Here is a 23,083-nt window from a genome sequence, read left to right on the forward strand (position 1 = left end):
ATCGGAAGGGCTCGGACGGGCATTGCGCAGGGATCTGACAGGGGGCGGAGGGTGAGCGTGGACGACGCGGACCTTCCCCCGCACGCTACGGAGCCGGGCACCGGCCCGGCCCCGGACGGGGCCGACCCCGACAAACCGGCTGATCCGGCCCCTTTCGCCGACCCTGGGGCGGTCGCCGACCCCGGCGCCGGCACGGATTCCACCGATTCCACCGAGCATCCGCTCGCGCTGCGCCTCGAGCACCTCATCCTCGGCGCCGGCCGTCAGTACACGCCGTTCCAGGCGGCCCGCACCGCCGGCGTCTCCATGGATCTCGCCTCCCGCTTCTGGCGCGCCATGGGCTTCGCCGACATCGGCCAGGCGAAGGCCCTCACGGAGGCCGACGTGCTGGCGCTGCGCCGCCTCGCCGGGCTCGTCGAGGCCGGGCTGTTGAGCGAGCCGATGGCCATCCAGGTCGCGCGCTCCACGGGCCAGACCACCGCCCGGCTCGCCGACTGGCAGACCGACTCCTTCCTCGAAGGGCTCACCGAGCCGCCCGAGCCCGGCATGACGCGGGCCGAGGTCGCCTACCCGCTCGTCGAACTGCTCCTGCCCGAGCTGGAGGAGTTCCTCATCTACGTCTGGCGGCGCCAGCTGGCCGCCGCGACCAGCCGCGTCGTGCAGTCCGACGACGAGGAGGCCGTCGACCGCCGGCTCGCCGTCGGCTTCGCCGACCTCGTCGGCTTCACCCGGCTGACCCGGCGGCTGGAGGAGGAGGAACTCGGCGAGCTCGTCGAGGCCTTCGAGACCACGGCGGCCGACCAGGTCGCCGCGTACGGGGGCCGCCTGATCAAGACGCTCGGCGACGAGGTGCTGTACGTCGCCGACGACCCCGGCACCGCAGCCGAGATCTCGCTGCGGCTCATCGAGACGATGACCGGCGACGAGTCCATGCCCGCGCTGCGCGTCGGGATGGCCTTCGGGACCGTGACGACACGGATGGGCGACGTCTTCGGCACGACCGTGAACCTCGCGAGCCGTCTGACGTCGATAGCGCCACGGGACGCCGTCCTCGTCGACGGCGACTTCGCGCAGGCCCTCGGCGAGGCGGGCGACGCCCCCATCTCCGAGGTCGACGCCTCCGCCGAAGACAAGTACCGCTTCGCCCTGCAACCGATGTGGCGCCGCCCGGTCCGAGGCCTGGGCGTAGTAGAACCCTGGCTCCTGACCCGCCGCGGCTGACGCCTCGCGCGGCGCCCTCCGGACATTCCCCTGCCGGGGCTGATGCCCTGCGGCTGACCCGCGCGCCCTGCGGTCGGGCGCGGCTGCGCCGCGGGCGGCCTCGCGCAACCGCCGCACCAACACCCGACGCGTCGGAGCAGGCCCGTCGAAGCTGATGCACCGCGTCGACGATCCGGCGCGGCAGCCGAGCCGGGCGCCGGAGCCGCGCAGCGGGCCCCGCGGCGGACGCGTGTGGCCGGGCCGGCCACCTCCTCTGCCGCGCGGCCGGCGAGGCTGGCATGATCCGGGGCATGACGGAGTCTGAAGTGCGGTTCGGGGAATGGGTCGCGGTGCGGCGGCATGGTGCGCGCGTCGCGGAGTTGGTGCTGGATCGGCCCAAGGCGATGAACGCCATCTCGACGGAGATGGCGGGGAGCGTGACGGCGGCGTGTGCGGCGCTCGCCGCCGACCGGACGGTCAGCGCCGTGGTGCTGACGTCCACGCACGAGCGGGCCTTCTGCGTCGGCGCGGACCTGAAGGAGCGCAACTCCTTCACGGACGCCGACCTCGGCCGGCAGCGGCCGCACACCCGGGCGGCGTACACGTCGGTGCTGGAGCTGCCGATGCCGTCCATCGCCGCGGTGCACGGCTTCGCGCTCGGCGGCGGCTTCGAGCTCGCGCTGTCCTGCGACGTGATCGTGGCGGACGCCACGGCCGTGGTGGGCCTCCCCGAGGTCTCGGTGGGCGTCATCCCCGGCGGCGGCGGCACCCAGCTGCTGCCCCGCAGGGTCGGCGCGGCACGGGCCGCCGAGTTGATCTTCACGGCACGCCGGGTGCCGGCGGAGGAGGCCCGCGAGCTGGGGCTCGTCGACATCCTGGCCGCCGCGGGCGAGGACCGCGCGGACGCGCTGGCCCTCGCCGAGCGCATGGCCGCGAACTCGCCGGTGGGCCTGCGAGCCGCGAAGCGGGCGCTGCGGCTGGGGCACGGGCTCGACCTGCGGACCGGTCTCGACGTCGAGGACGCGGCCTGGCGGACGGTCGCGTTCTCCGGGGACCGGGCCGAGGGCGTGGCGGCGTTCAACGAGAAGCGGACGCCGGACTGGCCGGGGGAATGATCGGAAGCATGGACAAACGGGAAATCGGTTGAAGGAGTAGTCAAACAGCCCCAAGGGCGACATTTGTTCTTAACCTGGTGGGATGGGTGACGGGACGGCCGATCGACGGCTGCGAGCGGTCGTGGAGCTGGCGCAGGCGATGGCGGCCGCTCAGGACCCGCGCGAGGCGGTACGGGCTGCCGCCGCCAAGGCGCGCTGCGCGATGGGCGGCTCCTTCGCGGCACTGTCGTCGTGGGAGCGGGGCTCTGGCCAGCTCAGGGTGCTCGTCAACGACGGCGACCTGGCGCCGGGCGAGGATCCGGAACCGCAGGACGAGACCTACCCCGTGAACGACTTCCCGGAGATCGTCGAGTTCCTGCACGGGAAGTGGGCCGGCGGCGGGGAGCCGCACGCCTGGGTCGAGACGGCGGACGGCGTGCCGCAGGGGCCGGGCGCCTACTGCCACCAGCGGGTCGCCGCCCTGCGGCGGCGCGGGCGCGGCTGCTGCGTCGTGGCGCCCATCGTGCTGCACGGGCGCGCCTGGGGAGAGCTGTACGTGGCGCGTGGCGCGGGCGAGCCGGTCTTCGACCGGGCGGACGCGGACTTCGCCACGGTGCTGGCCGCCGTGATCGCGGCGGGGATCTCGCAGACGGAGCGGCTCGCCGAGGTGCAGCGGCTGGCCTTCTCCGACCCGCTGACCGGGCTCGGGAACCGGCGCGCGGTCGATGTCCGGCTCGACGAGGCGCTGGAGCTGCACCGGGTGTCGGATGCCGTGGTGAGCCTGGTGGTCTGCGATCTGAACGGTCTGAAGAAGGTGAACGACCGGCTCGGGCACGCGGTCGGGGACCGGCTGCTCGAACGTTTCGGCTCCGTCCTGTCGCTGTGCGGGGCCCTGCTCCCGGGAAGCCTGGCGGCCCGGCTCGGCGGCGACGAGTTCTGCATCGTCGCGGTCGGCCAGAGCGCGGACGAGGTGGTGGGCGCGGCGGACGAGCTGTGCCGGCGGGCCGCCGAGCTGGAGGTGGGCGAGGGCGTCGCCTGCGGGGTCGCCTCGACGGGCGACCCGATCGGGCCCGTGCGCACCGCCCGGCGGCTCTTCCGCCTCGCGGACGCCGCCCAGTACCGGGCCAAGGCGCTGCGCTCGACCACGCCGGTCGTGGCGGGGCGCGGCGGCCCGGACGACCCCGTGGTCCGCCTCGCGGACCAGCCGCCCGCGCCGGAGGGGGAACGGCGACGGATCCGCGGGGGGCGCCGGTCCTGACGAATGCGCGTTCGGGCGGGCTGTGCCCGGCCACGAGCGGTCGTGGTGGAGGGCCCGTGAAGATCGCCGACGGAGCTGCCTGCGAAGGTAAGGAGTGACAGGCGGCGATTCACTCTCTAGGGTGCGTGAATATGAATATGCATAACGTGGTCATCGGCGCCGACGGCGCGAGCGCGGACGACGTCCTGGCCGTGGCTCGCGGCAGCGCCAAGGTGGAACTGTCGCAGCAGGCACTGACCGGGATCGCCGCGTCGCGGCAGGTCATCGAGGCACTGGCGGCCAAGCCCGAGCCGGTCTACGGCGTGTCCACGGGCTTCGGCGCGCTGGCCGTCCGCCACATCAGCCCGGAGCTGCGTGCCCAGCTGCAGCGCTCCCTGGTGCGTTCGCACGCCGCCGGCATGGGCCCGAGCGTCGAGCGCGAGGTCGTGCGCGGCCTGATGTTCCTGCGGCTGAAGACGCTCGCGTCCGGCCGCACCGGCGTGCGTCCGGTCGTCGCCGAGACGATGGCGGCGATCCTGAACGCCGGGATCACCCCCGTCGTGCACGAGTACGGCTCGCTCGGCTGCTCCGGCGACCTCGCCCCCCTGGCCCACTGCGCGCAGGTGCTGATGGGCGAAGGCGTGGCCGAGGGCCCTGACGGAACGATTCGCCCGGCCGGCGAACTGCTCGCCGAGGCCGGCATCGAACCGGTGGAGCTGCGGGAGAAGGAGGGCCTCGCCCTCATCAACGGCACCGACGGCATGCTCGGCATGCTGGTGATGGCGTGCGCGGACCTCGCGCAGCTGTTCACCGCCGCCGACATCACCGCCGCGCTTTCGCTGGAGGCGCTGCTCGGCACCGAGCGCGTCCTGGCGCCCGAGCTGCACGCCATCCGCCCGCACCCGGGCCAGGCGGCGAGCGCCGAGAACATGCGCCGCGTGCTGGAGGGCTCCGGCTTCACCGGCCACCATCAGGACGACGCCCCGCGCGTGCAGGACGCCTACTCGATCCGCTGCGCACCGCAGGTCGCCGGCGCCGGCCGGGACACCCTGGCGCACGCCCGCCTGGTGGCCGACCGCGAGCTGATCTCCGCCGTCGACAACCCCGTGGTGCTGCCCGACGGCCGCGTGGAGTCCAACGGCAACTTCCACGGCGCTCCCGTGGCGTACGTCCTGGACTTCCTGGCGATCGCCGCCGCCGACCTCGGCAGCATCGCCGAGCGGCGCACCGACCGGCTGCTCGACAAGTCGCGGTCGCACGGGCTGCCGGCGTTCCTCGCCGACGACCCGGGCGTGGACTCCGGCCTGATGATCGCTCAGTACACGCAGGCCGCGCTGGTCAGCGAGCTGAAGCGGCTGGCGGTGCCGGCGTCCGTGGACTCCATCCCGTCATCCGCGATGCAGGAGGACCACGTCTCGATGGGCTGGTCCGCGGCCCGCAAGCTGCGTACCGCGATCGACAACCTGGCGCGGATCATCGCGGTCGAGCTGTTCGCCGCGACCCGCGCCATCGAGATGCGCGAGAAGCTCACCGCTGACGGCCTGCGTCCCGCCCCGGCGACCCGGGCGATCGTGGCGGCGGTCCGTGAGGCGGGCATCGACGGCGTCGGCCCCGACCGCTTCCTGTCACCCGACCTGGAGGCCGCTTACGCGTTCGTCCGGGCCGGAAAGCTCATCGAGGCGGCCGAATCCGTGACGGGGCCGCTGGCCTGACGCCACATCAGCGAGGGGGACCGTGGCCGGGCCGGTAGCCGCGGTCGGCTGCTGAGCGTGACGACGGTGGAGGGGCGCGCACCCGGCGGGTGCGCGTCCCTCCGTGCGTCAGAGCGCCTGCGCACGGGAACGGCGGCCGGCGTTCAGCACCATTCCCGCGCCGCCGACGAGGAACGCGGCCCCGCCGATCAGATACGGCGTGTTGTGCACCGTGCCGGTGGCCGCGAGACGCAGCGTCCCGGTCGTCGACGTCGTCGGGCCTGACGCTGCCGAGTGCGGCCTGACCTGCGAAGCAGGTGCGGGCTCCGGACTGGCGGTGGCGGACGGCACGAAGTAGAGCGCTGCCAGTACGGAGGCCGCGGCGGCGGCGACGAACGGGCGCGGAGAAGCCAGAGGCGAGGTCAACGGATCCCCCATTGGGTGCGGCGACTTGACCGGAGACGCCGATGTTAGTGACCTGGTGTGCCTGGTGGGAAGCCGGCGCTCGGGCGTTTACGCTCCGTCGCATGAGCACTACTGAGATTCCCCGTGGCGAGAGCGGCCCGCGCTATGTACGACTCCAGGTCGAGCTCGTTCTCGAGGTCACCGGAGAGCAGGAAATGACCGCCGCCGCGCTGGAGCACATCGCCTCCGACGCCGAGATGCCCGCCGAGGAGCGGACGCACGCCGAGGCGGCCGTCAAGCAGGACGAGTCCGAGGCCCTGGCCTACCTCATCGACCCGTTCGACCTGGTCACGTCGGTCCCCGGGATCGAACTCGTGCAGGCGTCGTGGTCCTGCGCGCACACCGAGTACGACCCCGAATCCGAGGAGTGGGACATGTACGACGACGACGATGCCGCCGAGGAGGACGCGGAGGAGGCCCCCACGGTCTGATAGCCGTCTGAACTGCACTTATTCCTCGACCCCGGGCTGTTCGCGGCCCGGGGTTCCGCACGTGGGCCTCGACACACTTTCCGGACAAACGGAACGGACCCCCTGCTGTCCGTGTTCCTCTGGTTATGGATGAGGCTCGTTTCCGGATCCATCTCGTCCGGATCCGTCGCCCGCGGGGACGCGGGTTGGGAACGAGCGCCACAGGCATTGGAGATTTGTGTGAAGTCGCCCGACACCGGCACCGGCCCCGCCATCGAGCCCGCCGACGGCACGACGCCCGATCGGCCCGTGCGCTCGCGGCGCAGGCGGCGCACCGGCCTGGCGGCCGTCGCGGTCGTGCTCGGCGGTGCGGTCGCGCTCACCGCGTGCGGCGGCGGCACGGACAAGGGCGGCGGCGCCGCGACGGACAAGGGCAAGACGCAGGCGGAGGTCGACGCGGCGGCCGCCAAGGACGCCTCGGACGCGAAGATAGTCATCACCCCGAAGACGGGGACCACCAACGCGAGCATCGCCAGCGGCACCAAGGTCGCCGTGACCGAGGGCAAGCTCACCGCGGTCGCCGTGACCGAGGTCGTGAGCGGCCAGGCCGTCAAGGGCGCGATAGCCGCCGACGGCCTGAGCTGGAAGCCCGACGCATCCCTCGCCCGCGGCAAGAAGTACAAGGTCGCGGCCACCGCGCAGGACGCGAAGGGCCGCACCGTCACCGAGACCTCCAGCTTCGGCACGGTCTCCGCGAGCAACAGCTTCATCGGCTACTTCACGCCGGAGGACGGCTCCACGGTCGGTGTCGGCATGCCGGTGTCGATCAAGTTCGACAAGGCCGTCACCAACAAGAAGGCCGTCGAGTCCGCGATCAAGGTGGCGTCCAGCAGCGGCCAGACGGTCGTGGGCCACTGGTTCGACTCCACGCGGCTGGACTTCCGTCCGCAGGAGTACTGGAAGGCCGGGTCGAACGTCTCCGTCAAGCTGAAGCTCGACGGCGTCGAGGGCTCCGCCGGCGTCTACGGCGTCCAGAACAAGGACGTCGACTTCACCGTCGGCCGGTCCCAGGTCTCGACGGTCGACGCCGACACCAAGACCATGACGGTCGTCCGCGACGGCAAGACGGTCAAGACCATCCCGATCTCCGCCGGCTCGGCCGACCACCCGACCTACAACGGTCGGATGGTGATCTCCGAGAAGTACACGCAGACGCGCATGAACGGCGATTCGGTCGGCTTCGCGGGGGAGTACGACATCCCCGACGTCCCGCACGCCATGCGGCTGAGCTCCTCGGGCACGTTCATCCACGGCAACTACTGGGGCGACAAGTCCATCTTCGGCTCGGCCAACACCAGCCACGGCTGCATAGGCATCAGCGACACGAAGGGCGCCAAGGACCCGGACACGCTGGGCGCCTGGTTCTACAACAACTCGCTGATCGGCGACGTCGTCGTCATGAAGAACTCCCCCGACAGGACGGTCTCGCCGGACAACGGTCTGAACGGGTGGAACATGACGTGGAGCGCGTGGACCGCGGGGTCGGCGTCGGGCGCCGCCACGTCCTGACCTGCGGTCGGCCTCCGGGGCCGGGCCCTGCGGGCCCGGAGGCTCTGCCACCGCGGGCGACGGCGCTCTGACCCGCGGTCGGGCTTCGGGGGGTTCGTCGCCGCGCGGGCGACGGCGCACCGCGCCCGTCCGGGTTTCCGGCGAATGCGGCCGGCGACCGGCCAGAGCACTGGGCCGTGTCAGACACATACCGGTGTCCGCCCGGAGGGCGGGGCCCGGGGCGTCTGGTGCGTGCGATCGCACGGCGGAGGGTCGCCCCTGTACTGGACGTACCGGGGCGGGCCCGACAACTGGGGGCCCCTCCCAGCGGTAGCTGGGGGAGAGCGCGCGTGCCAGGCGTCCCGGGCCAGGCGGGATGTGTCAGACACGGCCTAGCGAGTTGTCCACTCCGACGGGTCGTCCAGGACCGCGCGGATCGCGCTGTACGCGGCGCCCAGGAGGACGCCGTCCCGGCCCAGCCGGGACTCGACCACCAGTGCGCCGCCTCCCGTGACGCGTTCGCCCAGCTCCCGTCGCACACCGGGCAGGAGCCAGGGGGCCAGCTCGGAGAGGGGGCCGCCGAGGACCACGGCCTGCGGGTCGAGCAGGTTCACGGCGCCGCTCAGCGCGATGCCGAGCGCCCGGCCGGCGGCCTCCAGGGCCGCCAGCGCGCGCGCGTCGTCGTCCGCCGCCGCCGTGCGCAGCGCCTTGAGGCGCCCCGGCAGCTCCGGGGCGATGCCCGCGGCGCGCAGCACCGCCTCCTCACCCGCGTACTGCTCCAAACAGCCGCGCGCCCCGCACGAGCAGCGCGGGCCGTCGGGGTAGACCGGGACGTGCCCGAGCTCGCCCGCGAAACCGCGCGCTCCGCGGAAGAGGCCGCCGTTGACGACGAGGGCCGCGCCGATGCCGATCTCCGCCGAGACGTGGATGAAGTCGGTGAGGGGGGTCCGGGCGGCCGGGGCGTCTGCGGCGTTGTCGGAGGCCGTGTCCCTGCCACCGCTCAGCCACAGTTCCGCCAGGGCGCCCAGGTTCGCCTCGTTCTCGACCGTGAGCGTGGTGCGCTCGTCCTTCCAGCCGAGGTTCGGCGCCCGCAGCACCGTGTGCTGGTCGCGGCCCACCAGGCCGGGGACCGCGACGGTCAGCCCGGCCGGGCGCAGCCCCAGTGCCACCGCCTCCTCCGTCACCTGCCGCACGAGCTCCTCCAGCTCGCCGAGCGTCCGCGCCGCGGCCCGGCCGCGGTTGCGGGCCTCCACCGTCGCCCGGGCCCGCACGGTGCCGCGCAGGTCCACCACGCACGCCGCGAGGTGGTCCACGCCCACCTCGGCGCCGATCCCGGCGGGGCCGCGCGCGCTGAGCGCGAGGGCGGTGCCGGGGCGGCCCACGGTGCCGGGGCGCTGCGCGCCGAGCTCCGTGACGAGGCCCGCCGCGATGAGGTCGTCGACCAGCGTCGAGACCGTGGCCCGCGTGAGGCCGACCTCGGCGGCGACCGCTGCCCGGGACTTGTCGCCGGTGGCTACGGCGTGCAGCACCGCCGACAGGTTGCGGCGGCGGAGGGCGGCCTGGGGGCCGGTTCCGTTGGTCACGGGGCTCCGTTCTTCGTGGGGGTCGGGGGCCGGGCCCTCCGGTTCACGCCACCCGGCGGGGGCTCGGGTCGTCGTGGCCGCTGCGTCAGGTCGTGGCGTTCAGTGCCGCGGCCAGATCTGCCAGCGCAGCGTCGTCGCGTTCGATCGGATCGTAGACCGGGCCCGCCGTGGTGCCCCAGCGGGTGGCGATCGCGGTGGGAGTTTCGCCGGTGAGGAGCGACGCTGCCTGGGCCGCCGCGCCGAGGGCGACGAGGTCGTCGGCGTCGGGGATCTGGACCGCGCGTCCGGAGAGCCGCCGGACGGTCTGCCGCCAGGCGGTGCCGCGGGCGCCGCCGCCGATCAGGAGGAGGGGCTCGTCGGAGGGCCGGTCGTCGACCGCCAGGACCAGGTCCAGGGCGGCGAGGAGGGTGTACGTGGCGCCGTCGTAGGCGGCCTGGAGGATCTGGCCGGGGGTGGTGTCGTGGCGCAGGCCGGTGAGGGTTCCCGAGGCGCTCGGGAGGTTGGGGGTGCGCTCGCCGTCGAGGAAGGGGAGGAGGGTGATCGTCGTGTTGGGCTCGACCGCCTCCCGCGTGCTGCCGAGGAGCTGCGCGATCTTGTCCACAGCCTGTGTGCAGTTCAGCGTGCAGGCGAGCGGGAGCCAGCCACCGTGTGCTCCCGCGAAGCCCGCGACCGTGCCCGTGGGGTCGGCGGGGCGGTTGACCGAGGGGGTGTAGACGGTCCCCGAGGTGCCCAGGCTGAGTGCTGCCCGGCCGGGGGCCAGGCCGAGGCCCAGGGCGGCTGCCGCGTTGTCGCCGGTGCCGGAGGCGACCGGGATGCCGGCGGGGAGGGGCAGGCCCGGGAGCGTCGTGCCCGCTGCCTCGCCGGGCGCCAGCACGCGGGGGAGGAGTGCCTCGTCGAGGCCGACGGCGGTGAGGACGTCGTTGTCGTAGGTCTCGGTGTCCGAGGCCCACCAGCCCGTGCCCGAGGCGTCGCCGCGGTCCGTGACCGCCTGGCCCGTCAGCCGTTCGGTGAGAAAGTCGTGCGGCAGGCGCACGCCCGCCGTCGCGGCGGTGACGGCCGCCTCGTTCTCGCGCAGCCAGGCCCATTTCGCGACGGTGAAGGCGGCGCCGGGTACCGAGCCGAAGCGCTCCGCCCAGTGCTTCGCGCCGAAGCGCGTGACGAGCGCCGCGGCGTGGGGCGCTGATCGCACGTCGTTCCAGAGGAGGGCCGGGCGCAGTGGCGCGCCGGACGCGTCGAGGGTGATCAGGCCGTGCTGCTGCCCGCCGATGGAAATGGCTCCGGGGGCCGCCGCCACCTGGGCCCGCAACTCGGTGAGGGTGCTGATCAGGGCCTGCCACCAGACCTCCGGGTGTGTTTCCCGTCTCCCGCCCCCGCTGACCGCGTGCGGCGCTCGGGCGCGCGCCAGCACCTCGCCGGTGTCCACGCGGACCGCCAGCGCCTTCGTCGACTGGGTGGAGCTGTCCACCCCGATCACGACCGTTGATTCCATGAAACGACCCTCTCTCTTCCCATCGCGGCTTCCGCATACTAATTTGTTTAACGGTCTTACGAATAGGAGCAGGCGCCATGAGTCTCACCCCCACCCCCGAGCACAAGTTCACATTCGGCCTCTGGACGGTCGGCTGGCAGGGCCGCGACCCGTTCGGGGACGCCACGCGTCCCGCCCTCGACCCGGTCGAGTCCGTCACCCGCCTCGCCGAGCTGGGCGCGTACGGCGTGACGTTCCACGACGACGACCTCATCCCGTTCGGCGCCACCGAGGTCGAGCGCGAGGCGCACATCAAGCGCTTCCGGCAGGCCCTGGACGCGACCGGCCTGGTGGTGCCCATGGCCACCACCAACCTCTTCACGCACCCGGTCTTCAAGGACGGCGCCTTCACGTCCAACGACCGCGACGTCCGGCGGTACGCGCTGCGCAAGACGGTCCGCAACATCGATCTCGCCGTCGAGCTGGGCGCGCAGGTCTACGTCGCCTGGGGCGGCCGGGAAGGCGCGGAGTCCGGGGCGGCGAAGGACGTCCGGGTCGCGCTGGACCGGATGAAGGAGGCGTTCGACCTGCTTGGCGAGTACGTGCTGGCGCAGGGGTACGACCTGCGGTTCGCCGTGGAGCCCAAGCCGAACGAGCCGCGCGGCGACATCCTGCTGCCGACCGTCGGCCACGCGCTCGCCTTCATCAACGAGTTGGAGCACCCGGAGATGGTCGGGGTGAACCCCGAGACCGGCCACGAGCAGATGGCGGGACTCAACTTCACGCACGGCATCGCGCAGGCGCTGTGGCACAAGAAGCTCTTCCACATCGACCTCAACGGCCAGACCGGCATCAAGTACGACCAGGACCTGCGCTTCGGCGCGGGCAACCTGCGCGACGCGTTCTGGCTCGTCGACCTGTTGGAGACCGCCGGCTACGAAGGGCCCCGGCACTTCGACTTCAAGCCGCCGCGTACCGAGGACTTCGACGGCGTCTGGGCGTCGGCCGAGGGCTGCATGCGCAACTACCTGCTGCTCAAGGAGCGCGCCGCCGCGTTCCGCGCCGACCCGGCCGTCCAGGAGGCGCTCCGGGCCTCCCGGCTCGACGAGCTGGCCCAACCGACGCTGGGAGAGGGCGAGTCGCTCGCCGACCTGCTCGCGGACCGGTCGGCGTTCGAGGAGTTCGACGTCGAGGCGGCGGCCGTGAAGGGGATGGCGTTCGAGCAGCTCGACCAGCTGGCGATGGACCACCTGCTCGGCGCCCGCTGAACATTTCTCATCAGGCTCTCAGCCGCACCTCACCCGTTCATCACCGCTGATTCCTACCGTGACGCCGCAGCGGGAGTACGAGGGGCCTCGCAAGACCCACTCGTACTCCCGCCGACCCCATTCATCCCCCCGCATCCCGGCCGGGGTGGCAACGGCGAGGAATCGCATGTTCTTCACATATCTCAGGCGCGAACTGCGGCGTCGCAGAAAAGCGGCGCTCGTCATCGCGTTGGGTCTGGCCCTCGGCATCGGGCTGGTCATCACCGTCACCTCGGCCTCGGCCGGGATGCGGGTGGCACAGGGGAAGGTCCTGCAGTCCCTGTACGGACTCGGGACCGACATGACGGTCACCAAGGCCGCCGCCGCGCAGGGCAGTACCGGGGCCGCCGAGCGTCCGAAGTTCAACTTCGGTGCCACCGACGGTTCCAAGGAGCAGAGCAGCGACCGGGTGATGGTGCAGGGCTTCCAGTCGCTGCCCGCCTCGGTCGTCACCCAGGTCACCGGCCAGAAGGGCGTCGACGACGCGGTCGGCGGGTTGAGCCTGCGGGTGCTGAAGGTCAGCGGTCAGTTCGACCGGGGCCAGTTCAAGCAGGGCCAGAGCACCGGCGGCCGGCGCGGTACCGGCGGTACGCAGCCGCCGGGTGAGGTGCAGGGCGGCGGCGCGCAGTTCGACGTCAACAACTACTCGGTCTACGGCGTGGACGTCTCCAAGCCCACACTCGGGCCGCTGACCTCCTCGAAAATCACCTCGGGCGTGTCCTTCACGACAGCGCAGTCCAACACCGCCGTCGCCGTCCTCGACAGCTCCTACGCCAAGGAGAACAAGCTCGCGGTCGGCGGCACGCTCACCATCAAGGCCGTCAAGTACAAGGTCATCGGCATCGCGACCGCCGACAGCGGCGACTCCGCCGCCAACGTCTACATCCCGCTGACGCAGGCTCAGACGCTGGCCGACGCCAAGGACAAGGTCACCACGGTCTACGTGAAGGCCACGGACTCGCAGCAGATCGACGGCGTCAAGTCCGCGATCCAGAAGAACGTCCCCGGCACGACCGTCACCACCTCCGCCGACCTCGCCTCCACGGTCTCCGGTTCCCTCTCCACCGCCTCCGACCTGGCGACGAACCTCGGCAAGTGGCTCTCCATCGCCGTGCTGATCGCCGCGTTCCTGGTCGCGGGACTGCTCACCTCCTCCGCCGTCAGCAGGCGGGTGCGTGAGTTCGGCACGCTCAAGGCGCTCGGCTGGAAGAGCCGCCGGGTCACCGGCCAGGTGATGGGCGAAGCCCTGGTCAACGGCCTCATCGGCGGCGTCCTCGGGATCGCGCTCGGCCTCGGCGGCGCGTACCTGATCACCGCCATCAGCCCGACGCTGACCGCGTCGGTCGCCTCGGGTGGCGGCGGCGGTGACCGCGGCGGCTTCGGCGGAGGGCCCGGACGGCGGAGCGCGACGAAGGCGCTCGACATCGCGCTGACCGCTCCCGTCAGCCTCGGCACCATCGCCCTGGCGGTCGGCCTCGCCGTCGCCGGCGGCCTCATCGCCGGCACCTTCGGCGGCTGGCGCGCCTCCAGGCTCCGCCCGGCGGACGCCCTGCGCCGCGTCGAATAGCCAACCGCCTCAGCCATTTCGGGAGTTCACCATGTACCAGCTGACCGGCGTCACCAAGCGCTACCAGCGCGCCAAGGACACCGTCGAGGCCCTGCGGGCTGTCGACCTCACCATCGAGGACGGCGACCAGCTCGTCATCCAGGGCCCCACCGGCGGGGGCAAGTCCACCCTGCTGCAGATGCTCGGCGCCCTGGACCGCCCGACCGAGGGCTCGGTGGAGTTCGACGGCGTCGACCTCGCCAAGCTCGGCGAGGCCAAGCTCACGAAGCTGCGCGCCGAGAACATCGGCTTCATCTTCCAGAGCTTCAACCTCATCCCGACGCTCACCGCCCAGGAGAACGTCGAGACCGCCCTCGTCCCGCTGGGCGTCAAGCCCGCGGAACGCCGCCGCCTCGCCGTCGAGGCACTGGAGTCCGTCGGGCTCGAAGAGCGCCTGAACCACCTGCCGTCGGAGCTCTCCGGCGGTCAGCAGCAGCGCGTCGCCATCGCCCGCGCACTCGTGAAGAAGCCCAAGGTCCTCCTCGCAGACGAGCCCACCGGCAACCTCGACGAGGCCACCCGCGACGACATCATGGGCCTCCTGGAAGGCCTCTGGAAGGAACACGGCCTGACCTTCATCCTGGTCACCCACGACTCCGCCATCGCCAAACGCGCCCCCCGTCTGGCCACCATCCGCAAGGGCCGCGTCACGGTGACGGAACGGGTCCCGGCAACGTGAGCGGCGCTGCCCCGGCCCCGGTGGCGGATTCGGAGCCGGGGCCGCGCTGACGCCGCGGCATCAAGCGATGAGCCGCCCGGCGGCGCGTCACGAAGGCGGCACCCGCTCCGAGCGCCGGCAGCGCGGCGGCTCCACGGGCGGCGGGTCCGCGGGCGGTAACGGCGGCACGGGCGGTAAGGGCGGCACCACGGCCGGCACCACCGGTGCCGCTCCCGCGGCTTCCCCGTCCGCGTCCCCGTCCACCACTCCGGCCGCGACCCCGCCCACCGGCGACCTCGCCCACACCGGCAGCGACGGCACCGGCCTGATCGCCACCTCCGCGGCCCTGGCCCTCGCCCTCGGCGCCGGCCTCTTCCTGCTCATCCGCCGCCGCAACAACGCCTGACACCCGCCGTGGGCATGGGACCTGCCCACGCCCCCGGCGCTTTCACTCGGCGGCGGCGATACCGGTCGGGCAGGACCGGCCCCAGTTGGTCTCCGAGGGGGAGTCCAAGTTCACGCCCGTGCCGCCGATGCCGCAGTAGCCGTCGGGGTTCTTGTCGAGGTACTGCTGGTGGTAGGGCTCGGCGGGGTAGAAGGGGCCGGCCGGGAGGATTTCCGTGGTGATGTCGCCGTAGCCGGCCTTGGTGAGGATCTGCTGGTAGGCGTCGCGGGAGGCCTGGGCGCCGGTCAGCTGGTCGGGGGTGTGGGTGTAGACGGCGGAGCGGTACTGGGTGCCCGAGTCGTTGCCCTGGCGGTTGCCCTGGGTGGGGTTGTGGGACTCCCAGAAGACCTTCAGCAGCTCGGCGAAGGACACCAGCGCGGGGTCGTAGACCACGCGGACCGCCTCGGTGTGGGCGGTGAGACCGCTGCAGACCTCTTCGTAGCTGGGGTTCGGGGTGTGGCCGCCCTGGTAGCCGACGAGGGTCGTCCACACGCCCGGGGTCTGCCAGAACTTGCGCTCGGCTCCCCAGAAACACCCCATCCCGAAGTCCACGACCGCCAGATCGGCGGGGTACGGGCCGGTCAGCTGCTTGCCCAGCACGGTGTGGCGCGCGGGCACGTCGAATTCCGGCTCCGTGCGGCCCCTGAGGGCCTCTTCGGCGGAGGGCAGGTGGTTCTTGTGGCGGTTCAGGAACATGGGGGTTAACTCCTCCGGGGTCGGGCTCGCTACCAGGGAACGTCCGGGCGGGCCGCAGGATTCCGTGCCCGTTGCGTCCTTCGTGCGACGCCATGTGGCCATTGACCGCTCGGACCAAACGATTGCCCGGTTCTGGCGACTAGGCTCGGCGGAATGAGCGACCACGACCAGCAGCACCAGAATTTCGAAACCCTCGCGATCCACGCCGGTCAGGCTGCCGACGCGCAGACCGGCGCGGTGGTGACGCCGATCTACCAGGTGTCCACGTACAAGCAGGACGGAGTGGGCGGGCTCCGCGGTGGCTATGAGTACAGCCGCTCCGCCAACCCGACCAGGTCCGCGCTGGAGGAGAACCTCGCGGCGCTGGAGGCCGGGCGGCGCGGGCTGGCGTTCGCGTCCGGGCTCGCGGCGGAGGACTGCCTGCTGCGCACCATCCTGTCGCCCGGCGACCACGTGGTGATCCCGAACGACGCGTACGGCGGCACGTTCCGCCTCTTCGCCAAGGTCGTCGAGCGCTGGGGCGTCCAGTGGTCGGTGGCGAACACGTCCGACCCGGCCGCCGTGCGGGCGCAGCTGCGGCCGAACACCAAGGCGATCTGGGTGGAGACCCCGTCCAACCCGCTGCTCGGCATCACGGACATCGCGGCGCTGGCGGAGATCGCCCGCGGCGCCGGCACCGGCGTGCGGCTGGTGGTGGACAACACGTTCGCGAGCCCGTACCTGCAGCAGCCGATCGCGCTCGGCGCGGATGTCGTCCTGCACTCGACCACGAAGTACATGGGCGGGCACTCCGACGTCGTCGGCGGCGCGCTGGTGGCCGCTGACGCGGCGCTCGGCGAGGAGCTGGCCTACCACCAGAACGCGATGGGCGCGATCGCCGGCCCGTTCGACGCCTGGCTGGTGATGCGCGGCGTCAAGACGCTGGCGGTGCGGATGGACCGGCACAGCGCGAACGCTTCCCGGATCGCGGAGATGCTCCAGTCGCACCCGAAGGTGTCGCGGGTGCTGTACCCGGGGCTGCCCGAGCACCCGGGGCACGAGATCGCGGCGAAGCAGATGAAGGCCTTCGGCGGAATGATCTCCTTCCAGGTGAACGGCGGCGAGGAGGCGGCCGTCGCGGTCTGCAACCGTGCCGGTCTGTTCACGCTGGGTGAGTCGCTGGGTGGCGTCGAGTCGCTGATCGAGCACCCGGGCCGGATGACGCACGCCTCGGTGGCGGGCTCCGCCCTGGAGGTCCCGGCGGACCTCGTCCGGCTCTCGGTGGGCATCGAGTCGATCGACGACCTGCTGGCGGACCTCACGCAGGCACTCGGCTGACAGCCGTCATTCTGGACACCTGGTGGCGCCGCTACCAGGTGTCCACCGGCGGCGTCGTGTCGAGCGGCTGCGGGTCGGGCCACTCCAGCACCGCGAAGACCAGCCCCGCCACGATCGCCGCGAGCAGCAGCAGCCACAGCAGCCGGTGCACGGCGCGCCGCCGCCGCAGGATGCGGCGGCCGCGCTCGGCGGCCCGCTCGGCCAGTTCGGCGGGGACGTACGGGTGCGGGGTGTCGAGGAGCCGGCGGACCTCCTCCTCCTTGCGGTCCGGGGGGATCATGACGCGGCTCCCCGGATCTCGTCCGCGCTGGTCGGATCGCCGCCCGGCGGGCTCCCGGCCGGGGTGCCCGACGCGCTTCCCCGCGGCCTCCCCGCCGGACTCTCCGGCGGCCTCGCGCGCGCCTTCTCCGCCGCCGCGCGGGCCTCGGTCACCGACCGCGCGGGGGTCCGCGCGGGGCGGCTGCGCAGGGTCGCCGTGGCACGGTTGCAGATGGACCGTACGCGCTCGACGGGCAGGCCCAGCTGCGCCGCGGCCTGTTCCTCCGCGACGCCCTCGAAGAGCCGCAGAACGACCACCAGCCGTTCCTGGGCGGTGAGCCGGTCCAGGGCCCCGCCGTGTGGGCGGCGCCACCACGGCCGGTACGCGAAGCGTCGTACGAGCTCGGTGCGGGCCTGGTCGTACGGGTCGTCGGAACGCGTCCGGAACCAGTTCGCGTACGTGTGCGCCAGGACGGTGACCAGCAGTTTCTCGGCGGCGGCCGGGTCACCGGTGAGCAGGGTGGCGGCGTGTAGGAGCCGTCCCGCCGCTCCTGCGGTGAACGCCTGAAACTCGACGTCCCGTTGGTACTCCGCTGCCGCCCGGCGCGTGCCCACGCCGCCAGTGGACTCCCAGCAGGCGGTTCAGGTCAAGGGCCCTGCGTGTGCGGGGTGCGCGCCGCCGCCGGGGGGCGCGGCGGCGCCGGGCAGCCACCGGATCGAACGACGCCTACCAGCCCGACCGCGCACCGCCTACTCGTCGGATCAAGCAGTGCCCACCGTCCGCTCGCGCAACGCCGACTCGTCGGGCCGAAACGGCGCCTACCGTCCGCTCGCGCAACGCCGACTCGTCGGGCCGAAACGGCGCCTACCCGTCCGCTCGCGCACCGCCTACTCGTCCGACGGACCCGACTGCACCGTCGTCGCGTGCCACTCCGACAGCGCCAGGTTGAAGCGCCCGAGCAGATCGCAGAAAACCGCCCGCTCGTCCTCGCTCCAATCCTCCGTGACCTGGGCCATCAGCTGCTTGCGCGAGCTGCGCACCTCCTCGAGCCGACCCAGGCCGCGCGGCGAGAGGGCGAGCACGACGGCGCGGCCGTCCTCGGGGTGCGAGGTGCGCTTGACCAGGCCGGTGTCGACGAGCGGGGCCACCTGGCGGGTGACGGTGGAGGAGTCGATGCCCATGCCCTCCGCGAGCGCCTTGACGCCCATCGGGCCTTCGCGGTCGAGCCGGTTGAGCAGCAGGTACGCGGCCCGGTCCATGGAGTTGCGGGCCTTGCCCACACCGCCCAGGCGGGTCTGTTCCGCGCGCCGGGCGAAGAGGGCGACCTCGTGCTGGAGTCGCTCGAAGAGTTCGGTGGGCCCCTCCTCGTCGAGGGGGGGAGAGGAGGGCGTCTCCGATGGATTGGGCATGGCCGGAAGCTCGCGTTCTGTCGGTCTCGCGGAGGTTGGGAGAAGAGTACGCGGAGCGGGTCACCGTGAGACCCATCCCGCACAAACCAGGGTCCGGCGGTGATGTGGGACGGGAGCTGGAAGACTGGGCGCATGGACAGAGCGGCGCCCGCAGTACAGCACCCGATCACGCTCGACGACGTGCGCGGGGCGCACAAGATGCTGTCAGGGGTGGCCCGGGTGACCCCGATGGAGGGCAGCCGGTACCTGACCGGTCTCGTCGGCTCCCCGGTGCATCTGAAATGCGAGAACCTGCAGCGCACCGGCTCGTTCAAGGTGCGCGGAGCGTATGTGCGGATCGCCGGCCTGACGCAGGAGGAACGTTCCGCCGGGGTCGTCGCGGCGAGCGCCGGGAACCATGCGCAGGGGGTCGCGCTGGCCGCGTCGCTGCTCGGTGTCCGCTCCACGGTCTTCATGCCGGTGGGCGCACCGCTGCCGAAGATCGCGGCGACCCGCGACTACGGGGCGGAGGTGCGGATGCACGGACAGGTGGTGGACGAGACGCTGCGCGCCGCCAAGGCGTACGCGGAGGAGACCGGCGCGGTCTTCATCCACCCCTTCGACCACCCGGACATCATCGCGGGTCAGGGCACGGTCGGCCTGGAGATCCTGGAGCAGTGCCCCGAGGTGCGGACGATCCTGGTCGGCATCGGCGGCGGCGGCTTCGCCGCGGGGGTCGCACTGGCGGTGAAGGCGCTGCGTCCCGACGTGAAGGTGATCGGCGTGCAGGCGGCGGGCGCGGCGGCGTATCCGCCCTCGCTGGCGGCCGGCCGGCCGGTGGCGCTGGACGCGGTGGCGACGATGGCCGACGGGATCATGGTCGGCAGGCCGGGGGACATCCCCTTCAAAATCATTCGCGAACTGGTCGACGAAGTCCGTACGGTTTCCGAGGACGCCCTCTCCAGCGCGCTGCTGCTGTGCCTGGAGCGGGCGAAGATGGTCGTGGAACCAGCGGGGGCGAGCCCGGTGGCGGCGCTGCTGTCGGATCCGGAGTCCTTCGAGGGCCCGGTGGTGGCGGTGCTGTCCGGCGGGAACGTGGACCCGCTGCTGATGCAGCGGATCCTTCGGCACGGCATGGCGGCGGCGGGACGCTATCTGTCGCTGCGGCTGCGGGTGACGGATCGTCCGGGCGCCCTCGCGACGCTTCTGGCGGTGTTGTCAGAGGCGGACGCTAACGTCCTGGACGTGAGCCACGTACGGACCGATCCCCGGCTCGGACTCACGGAGGCGGAGGTCGAGCTCCATCTGGAGACCAAGGGGCCGGAGCACTGCGAGGCGGTCGAGGCCGCGTTGCTGGGTGCTGGGTACGTGGTCATCTGACTCCTGCTTCGAGCCGGTGTCCGAAGGACAGCTTCGGGCCGGTACTCGAAGATTCCGGGGGTCCCGGTCTTGACGCGATATATCGCATGCGCCATGCTCGCGATGTGTCGCGTTCGGACGCCATGTGTGCGGGCTCCTGACGTCGGCCATGCGGTTCGCGGACGCCCGCGAGCCCCGCGATCATCGACACACAGAGACCTATCCCCGGATTGGGAGTAGTCACATGCCAGGCGCGATCTACGCGGAAGGTCTGGTCAAGACCTTCGGTGACGTACGGGCATTGGACGGAGTGGATTTCGACGTCCCGGAAGGCACGGTCCTGGGACTGCTGGGCCCGAACGGCGCCGGCAAGACCACTGCCGTAAGGGTGCTTACCACCCTGCTCAAACCGGACAGCGGCACCGCCGTCGTGGCCGGTATCGACGTGCTCAAGCACCCGAACGAAGTCCGCCACCAGATCGGCCTGTCCGGCCAGTTCGCGGCGGTCGACGAGTATCTGACCGGCCGTGAGAACCTGCAGATGGTCGGCCAGCTCTACCAGATGAAGAGCCGCGACGCGAAGCTCCGCGCGGCCGAACTGTTGGAGCGTTTCAACCTCGGGGACGCGGCCGACCGGCCCGCCAAGACGTACTCCGGCGGTATGCGCCGCCGCCTCGACCTCGCCGCCGCGCTCGTCGTCAAGCCGCCCGTGATGTTCATGGACGAGCCCACGACGGGGCTGGACCCGCGAAACCGCCAGGTCATGTGGGAGGTCATCCAGGACCTGGTGGCCGGCGGCACGACCCTGCTGCTGACCACCCAGTACCTCGAAGAGGCCGACCAGCTCGCGCACGACATCTGCGTGATCGACCACGGCAAGGTCATCGCCCGCGGCACCTCCGACCAGCTCAAGGCGCAGACCGGCGGCGAACGCGTCGAGGTCGTCGTCCACGAGCGGGAACGGATCCCTGAGGCGGAGGACGTCCTGCGCGGCCTCGGCAAGGGCGACACCAAGACCGAGGAGCACACCCGGCGGATCACCGTCCCGGTCGACGGCGGTGCCAAGCTGCTCGCCGAGGTCATCCGCGATCTCGACGCCCGGGGCATCGAGATCGACGACATCGGGCTGCGCCGCCCGACGCTGGACGACGTGTTCCTCTCGCTGACCGGCCACGAGGCCGAGGTCGCCGCACCTGAAGAGGAGGGCAAGTGATGGCAACCACCGAAGCAACCGCCCCGAGCACGCTGGTCCCCAGGCCGGGCGGCGGGATCATGCAGTCCGTCCGGGACTCGCTGGTCATCGCCAAGCGCAACCTGATCCGGATGACCCGGATCCCGGAGATGATCATCTTCGGGCTGATCCAGCCGATCATGTTCGTGGTGCTCTTCACCTACGTCTTCGGCGGCTCCATGAAGGTCGGCGGCAGCACCGACGCCAACACCTACAAGGAATTCCTGATGGCGGGCATCTTCGCCCAGACCGTCACCTTCGCCACGGCGGGCGCCGGCGCGGGCATCGCCGACGACATGAACAAGGGCCTCATCGACCGCTTCCGGTCCCTGCCCATGGCGCGGGGCGCGGTCCTGACCGGCCGTACCCTCGCCGACCTGGTGCAGACGACGCTGACCGTCGTCGTGCTGGCCGTCGTCGCCCTGATCGTCGGCTGGCGCGTCCACGAGGGCATCCTCAAGATGCTCGGTGCCTTCGGGCTGCTGCTCCTGCTGGGGTACGCCTTCTCCTGGATCGGCGCGCTGATCGGCCTGTCGGTCCGCACCCCGGAGGCGGCCACCTCCGGCGGCCTGATCTGGCTGTTCCCCGTGACGTTCATTTCCAACGCCTTCGCGGACACGAGCAACATGACGCCCTGGCTGCGCCACATCGCCGAGTGGAACCCGTTCAGCGCCACGGTGCAGGCCTGCCGGCAGCTGTTCGGCAATCCGGGCGTCTCGCAGTCCGGCGCCTGGCCGATGCAGCACGCCGTGTGGGCGTCGCTGATCTGGTCCGTCCTGATCCTCGTGGTGTTCCGCACCCTGGCGGTGCGCAAGTACCGCTCGGCGACGGCCTGAGCGTGCGCGCCGGTCTGAGCGGACGTGCCGGCCTGAGCGTTCGTGCCGGTCTGAGCGGACGCGTCGGCCTGAGCGTTCGCGACGGCTTGATCCGACCGGTCGCCTGACGCGAGAACGGGCTCCCCGCCGTACCCACGGCGGGGAGCCCGTTCTGCGTACACGTACGGAAGGTCAGCCCCGGTGCGGCTTGACCGAGAGGATCTTCACGGAGGACTTCTTGCCGTTCGGCAGCTCGTAGACGGCGTTCTCGCCGGCCTTCTTGCCACTGACGCCCTTGCCCAGCGGCGACTGCGGCGAGAACGTCTCCAGGGTGTCGCTCACGTACTCACGCGAGCCCACCAGGAAGGTCATGGTGTCGTCCGGGTCGCCGTCGAAGGCGATCGTCACGACCATGCCGGGAGCGACCACGCCGGTGTCCTCCGGCGCCTCGCCGACCTTGGCACGCTCCAGCAGCTGGGTCAGCTGGCGGACCCGCAGTTCCTGCTTGCCCTGATCCTCGCGCGCCGCGTGGTACCCGGCGTTCTCCTTGAGGTCGCCCTCCTGACGGGCTTCCTCGATCTTGGCGATGATCAGAGCGCGTGCCGGACCCGACAGGTACTCCAGCTCGGCCTTCAGCTGGTCGTACGCCTCCTGGGTCAGCCAGGTGACGCTCTCGCTGGTCTGGGTCACTGGTGCTCCTCGTAGGTACATGGGACTGCGTCAAAGCGCCTTGCCATCGCGTGGCGGGGCGAAACCTGGAGCCTAACAATTCCGGCAGCCGCACGGCAGCGGGAAATCGTCAGGGGGTAAGTCGGTGTACGAGCCGGTGTTCCGGTCGGTGTATGAGTCAGTATGCCGTCGCGGCAGGTCAGCCCTGGTCCGCCGGCTTGCAGCCGAGCAGCTCGGCGGTCTGCCCGCGGTGGGTGGTCCGCATGGTGACGACGGTGTCGACCTGCTTCTTGTGGTCGCGCAGGGTCACGTCCATGCGCCCCACCTCGGTGTGGTCCTCGTCCACCGAGCGCAGGGTGCACACGGCGACCGTTCCGGCGCCCTTGCGGACCTCCAGATGGATCTCCACGGCCTGGTCGGAGACGGCGCGGGACTTGATGACCTCGCCGCTCACGTCGGTGCTCGCGACCGAGTGCCAGCCGAACCAGCCGACCCCACCCAGTGCCAGCACGCCCAGCACCAGGCCGATGATCTTCAGTCGCCGGTCGGCCCGTGCGTCGGCGCCGCGTCCGTAGCGCCCTTCGGGCAGCCCCTCGCGCACCGCAGCCATGATCGTTCCTTCCGGTGGGGGACATGG

Annotated in this window: 23 protein-coding genes; 14 read left to right on the forward strand and 9 right to left on the reverse strand. The window is 71.9% G+C overall.

From position 1 onward, the window contains the following. Positions 1 to 51: 51 nt before the first annotated feature. The 4 genes from M2266_RS22490 (at position 52) to hutH (ending at position 5,243) form a co-directional block, all read left to right on the forward strand. Complete coding sequence (locus M2266_RS22490; RefSeq protein ID WP_277439794.1) at positions 52 to 1,221, forward strand: adenylate/guanylate cyclase domain-containing protein; 1,170 nt, start codon at positions 52 to 54, stop codon at positions 1,219 to 1,221. A 290-nt stretch (positions 1,222 to 1,511) separates the two neighbouring features. Beyond that, positions 1,512 to 2,315: an enoyl-CoA hydratase-related protein gene (locus M2266_RS22495; RefSeq protein ID WP_277439795.1), complete on the forward strand. Its 804-nt coding sequence runs from the start codon at positions 1,512 to 1,514 to the stop codon at positions 2,313 to 2,315. An 82-nt stretch (positions 2,316 to 2,397) separates the two neighbouring features. After that, on the forward strand, positions 2,398 to 3,552 hold the full coding sequence (locus M2266_RS22500; protein WP_277439796.1) for a sensor domain-containing diguanylate cyclase: 1,155 nt from the start codon (positions 2,398 to 2,400) through the stop codon (positions 3,550 to 3,552). A gap of 137 nt (positions 3,553 to 3,689) precedes the next feature. After that, positions 3,690 to 5,243, forward strand: coding sequence for a histidine ammonia-lyase (gene hutH / locus M2266_RS22505; RefSeq protein ID WP_277441306.1), 1,554 nt, complete (start codon positions 3,690 to 3,692; stop codon positions 5,241 to 5,243). A 108-nt stretch (positions 5,244 to 5,351) separates the two neighbouring features. Here the strand turns inward: hutH and M2266_RS22510 are convergent, their stop codons facing one another. Beyond that, positions 5,352 to 5,648: a hypothetical protein gene (locus M2266_RS22510; protein WP_277439797.1), complete on the reverse strand. Its 297-nt coding sequence runs from the start codon at positions 5,646 to 5,648 to the stop codon at positions 5,352 to 5,354. 101 nt (positions 5,649 to 5,749) lie between these two features. Between M2266_RS22510 and M2266_RS22515 the strand changes: the two genes are divergently transcribed. Both M2266_RS22515 and M2266_RS22520 read left to right on the forward strand, forming a co-directional pair. Further along, complete coding sequence (locus tag M2266_RS22515; RefSeq protein WP_277439798.1) at positions 5,750 to 6,118, forward strand: hypothetical protein; 369 nt, start codon at positions 5,750 to 5,752, stop codon at positions 6,116 to 6,118. A gap of 252 nt (positions 6,119 to 6,370) precedes the next feature. Continuing rightward, positions 6,371 to 7,666 carry an Ig-like domain-containing protein gene (locus M2266_RS22520; protein WP_277441307.1) on the forward strand — a complete coding sequence of 432 codons (1,296 nt, stop codon included), beginning with the start codon at positions 6,371 to 6,373 and terminating at the stop codon, positions 7,664 to 7,666. A gap of 371 nt (positions 7,667 to 8,037) precedes the next feature. Here the strand turns inward: M2266_RS22520 and M2266_RS22525 are convergent, their stop codons facing one another. Then, positions 8,038 to 9,228: an ROK family transcriptional regulator gene (locus M2266_RS22525; RefSeq protein ID WP_277439799.1), complete on the reverse strand. Its 1,191-nt coding sequence runs from the start codon at positions 9,226 to 9,228 to the stop codon at positions 8,038 to 8,040. An 85-nt stretch (positions 9,229 to 9,313) separates the two neighbouring features. Further along, the gene (gene xylB / locus M2266_RS22530) at positions 9,314 to 10,717 is read right to left on the reverse strand and encodes a xylulokinase (RefSeq protein WP_277439800.1); all 1,404 of its coding nucleotides are present in this window, start codon (positions 10,715 to 10,717) and stop codon (positions 9,314 to 9,316) included. Positions 10,718 to 10,794: 77 nt separating this feature from the next. Here xylB and xylA point away from each other — a divergent pair, with 77 nt between their 5' ends. The 4 genes from xylA (at position 10,795) to M2266_RS22550 (ending at position 14,673) form a co-directional block, all read left to right on the forward strand. After that, positions 10,795 to 11,964: a xylose isomerase gene (gene xylA, locus M2266_RS22535; RefSeq protein ID WP_277439801.1), complete on the forward strand. Its 1,170-nt coding sequence runs from the start codon at positions 10,795 to 10,797 to the stop codon at positions 11,962 to 11,964. Positions 11,965 to 12,130: 166 nt separating this feature from the next. After that, positions 12,131 to 13,570: an ABC transporter permease gene (locus tag M2266_RS22540; protein WP_277439802.1), complete on the forward strand. Its 1,440-nt coding sequence runs from the start codon at positions 12,131 to 12,133 to the stop codon at positions 13,568 to 13,570. Positions 13,571 to 13,601: 31 nt separating this feature from the next. Beyond that, positions 13,602 to 14,288: an ABC transporter ATP-binding protein gene (locus M2266_RS22545; RefSeq protein ID WP_277439803.1), complete on the forward strand. Its 687-nt coding sequence runs from the start codon at positions 13,602 to 13,604 to the stop codon at positions 14,286 to 14,288. A gap of 67 nt (positions 14,289 to 14,355) precedes the next feature. Further along, positions 14,356 to 14,673, forward strand: coding sequence for an LPXTG cell wall anchor domain-containing protein (locus tag M2266_RS22550; protein ID WP_277439804.1), 318 nt, complete (start codon positions 14,356 to 14,358; stop codon positions 14,671 to 14,673). A gap of 42 nt (positions 14,674 to 14,715) precedes the next feature. Here M2266_RS22550 and msrA read toward each other — a convergent pair whose 3' ends face one another. Beyond that, positions 14,716 to 15,408 carry a peptide-methionine (S)-S-oxide reductase MsrA gene (msrA, locus tag M2266_RS22555; RefSeq protein WP_277439805.1) on the reverse strand — a complete coding sequence of 231 codons (693 nt, stop codon included), beginning with the start codon at positions 15,406 to 15,408 and terminating at the stop codon, positions 14,716 to 14,718. A 153-nt stretch (positions 15,409 to 15,561) separates the two neighbouring features. Between msrA and M2266_RS22560 the strand changes: the two genes are divergently transcribed. Then, positions 15,562 to 16,725 carry a cystathionine gamma-synthase gene (locus M2266_RS22560; RefSeq protein ID WP_277439806.1) on the forward strand — a complete coding sequence of 388 codons (1,164 nt, stop codon included), beginning with the start codon at positions 15,562 to 15,564 and terminating at the stop codon, positions 16,723 to 16,725. A gap of 31 nt (positions 16,726 to 16,756) precedes the next feature. On the opposite strand, the gene M2266_RS22565 is transcribed toward M2266_RS22560, so the two are convergent. The 3 genes from M2266_RS22565 to M2266_RS22575 all read right to left on the reverse strand — a co-directional run bounded on the left by M2266_RS22565 (position 16,757) and on the right by M2266_RS22575 (position 18,393). Further along, the gene (locus tag M2266_RS22565) at positions 16,757 to 17,005 is read right to left on the reverse strand and encodes a hypothetical protein (protein WP_277439807.1); all 249 of its coding nucleotides are present in this window, start codon (positions 17,003 to 17,005) and stop codon (positions 16,757 to 16,759) included. After that, positions 17,002 to 17,598, reverse strand: a complete 597-nt coding sequence (locus M2266_RS22570; protein ID WP_277439808.1) for a sigma factor-like helix-turn-helix DNA-binding protein — start codon at positions 17,596 to 17,598, stop codon at positions 17,002 to 17,004. Before M2266_RS22570 ends, M2266_RS22565 begins: the two co-directional genes overlap by 4 nt. A gap of 273 nt (positions 17,599 to 17,871) precedes the next feature. Further along, positions 17,872 to 18,393: a MarR family transcriptional regulator gene (locus M2266_RS22575; RefSeq protein WP_277439809.1), complete on the reverse strand. Its 522-nt coding sequence runs from the start codon at positions 18,391 to 18,393 to the stop codon at positions 17,872 to 17,874. Between the two features lie 132 nt (positions 18,394 to 18,525). Here M2266_RS22575 and ilvA point away from each other — a divergent pair, with 132 nt between their 5' ends. The 3 genes from ilvA (at position 18,526) to M2266_RS22590 (ending at position 21,798) form a co-directional block, all read left to right on the forward strand. Further along, on the forward strand, positions 18,526 to 19,752 hold the full coding sequence (gene ilvA, locus M2266_RS22580) for a threonine ammonia-lyase (RefSeq protein WP_277439810.1): 1,227 nt from the start codon (positions 18,526 to 18,528) through the stop codon (positions 19,750 to 19,752). Between the two features lie 223 nt (positions 19,753 to 19,975). Continuing rightward, a complete protein-coding gene (locus tag M2266_RS22585) occupies positions 19,976 to 20,944 on the forward strand; it encodes an ATP-binding cassette domain-containing protein (protein WP_277439811.1) in 969 nt (322 codons plus the stop codon). A 59-nt stretch (positions 20,945 to 21,003) separates the two neighbouring features. Beyond that, a complete protein-coding gene (locus tag M2266_RS22590; RefSeq protein WP_277441308.1) occupies positions 21,004 to 21,798 on the forward strand; it encodes an ABC transporter permease in 795 nt (264 codons plus the stop codon). 171 nt (positions 21,799 to 21,969) lie between these two features. Here M2266_RS22590 and greA read toward each other — a convergent pair whose 3' ends face one another. After that, complete coding sequence (gene greA / locus M2266_RS22595) at positions 21,970 to 22,467, reverse strand: transcription elongation factor GreA (RefSeq protein WP_277439812.1); 498 nt, start codon at positions 22,465 to 22,467, stop codon at positions 21,970 to 21,972. Positions 22,468 to 22,645: 178 nt separating this feature from the next. Continuing rightward, positions 22,646 to 23,056: a DUF4307 domain-containing protein gene (locus tag M2266_RS22600; RefSeq protein ID WP_277439813.1), complete on the reverse strand. Its 411-nt coding sequence runs from the start codon at positions 23,054 to 23,056 to the stop codon at positions 22,646 to 22,648. Between the last annotated feature and the right edge of the window lie 27 nt (positions 23,057 to 23,083).

Origin of the sequence: Streptomyces sp. SPB162 (genome assembly GCF_029504575.1) — a bacterium.
Lineage (GTDB): Bacteria > Actinomycetota > Actinomycetes > Streptomycetales > Streptomycetaceae > Actinacidiphila.

Bases quoted from the DNA above. Each gene is read 5' to 3' on its own strand.
- M2266_RS22495 (WP_277439795.1), top strand. From the start codon at position 1,512: ATGACGGAGTCTGAAGTGCGGTTCGGGGAATGGGTCGCGGTGCGGCGG.
- M2266_RS22500 (WP_277439796.1), top strand. From the start codon at position 2,398: ATGGGTGACGGGACGGCCGATCGACGGCTGCGAGCGGTCGTGGAGCTG.
- hutH (WP_277441306.1), top strand. From the start codon at position 3,690: ATGCATAACGTGGTCATCGGCGCCGACGGCGCGAGCGCGGACGACGTC.
- M2266_RS22515 (WP_277439798.1), top strand. From the start codon at position 5,750: ATGAGCACTACTGAGATTCCCCGTGGCGAGAGCGGCCCGCGCTATGTA.
- xylB (WP_277439800.1), bottom strand. From the start codon at position 10,717: ATGGAATCAACGGTCGTGATCGGGGTGGACAGCTCCACCCAGTCGACG.
- xylA (WP_277439801.1), top strand. From the start codon at position 10,795: ATGAGTCTCACCCCCACCCCCGAGCACAAGTTCACATTCGGCCTCTGG.
- M2266_RS22540 (WP_277439802.1), top strand. From the start codon at position 12,131: ATGTTCTTCACATATCTCAGGCGCGAACTGCGGCGTCGCAGAAAAGCG.
- M2266_RS22545 (WP_277439803.1), top strand. From the start codon at position 13,602: ATGTACCAGCTGACCGGCGTCACCAAGCGCTACCAGCGCGCCAAGGAC.
- M2266_RS22550 (WP_277439804.1), top strand. From the start codon at position 14,356: ATGAGCCGCCCGGCGGCGCGTCACGAAGGCGGCACCCGCTCCGAGCGC.
- msrA (WP_277439805.1), bottom strand. From the start codon at position 15,408: ATGTTCCTGAACCGCCACAAGAACCACCTGCCCTCCGCCGAAGAGGCC.
- M2266_RS22560 (WP_277439806.1), top strand. From the start codon at position 15,562: ATGAGCGACCACGACCAGCAGCACCAGAATTTCGAAACCCTCGCGATC.
- M2266_RS22565 (WP_277439807.1), bottom strand. From the start codon at position 17,005: ATGATCCCCCCGGACCGCAAGGAGGAGGAGGTCCGCCGGCTCCTCGAC.
- M2266_RS22575 (WP_277439809.1), bottom strand. From the start codon at position 18,393: ATGCCCAATCCATCGGAGACGCCCTCCTCTCCCCCCCTCGACGAGGAG.
- ilvA (WP_277439810.1), top strand. From the start codon at position 18,526: ATGGACAGAGCGGCGCCCGCAGTACAGCACCCGATCACGCTCGACGAC.
- M2266_RS22585 (WP_277439811.1), top strand. From the start codon at position 19,976: ATGCCAGGCGCGATCTACGCGGAAGGTCTGGTCAAGACCTTCGGTGAC.
- M2266_RS22590 (WP_277441308.1), top strand. From the start codon at position 21,004: ATGCAGTCCGTCCGGGACTCGCTGGTCATCGCCAAGCGCAACCTGATC.
- M2266_RS22600 (WP_277439813.1), bottom strand. From the start codon at position 23,056: ATGGCTGCGGTGCGCGAGGGGCTGCCCGAAGGGCGCTACGGACGCGGC.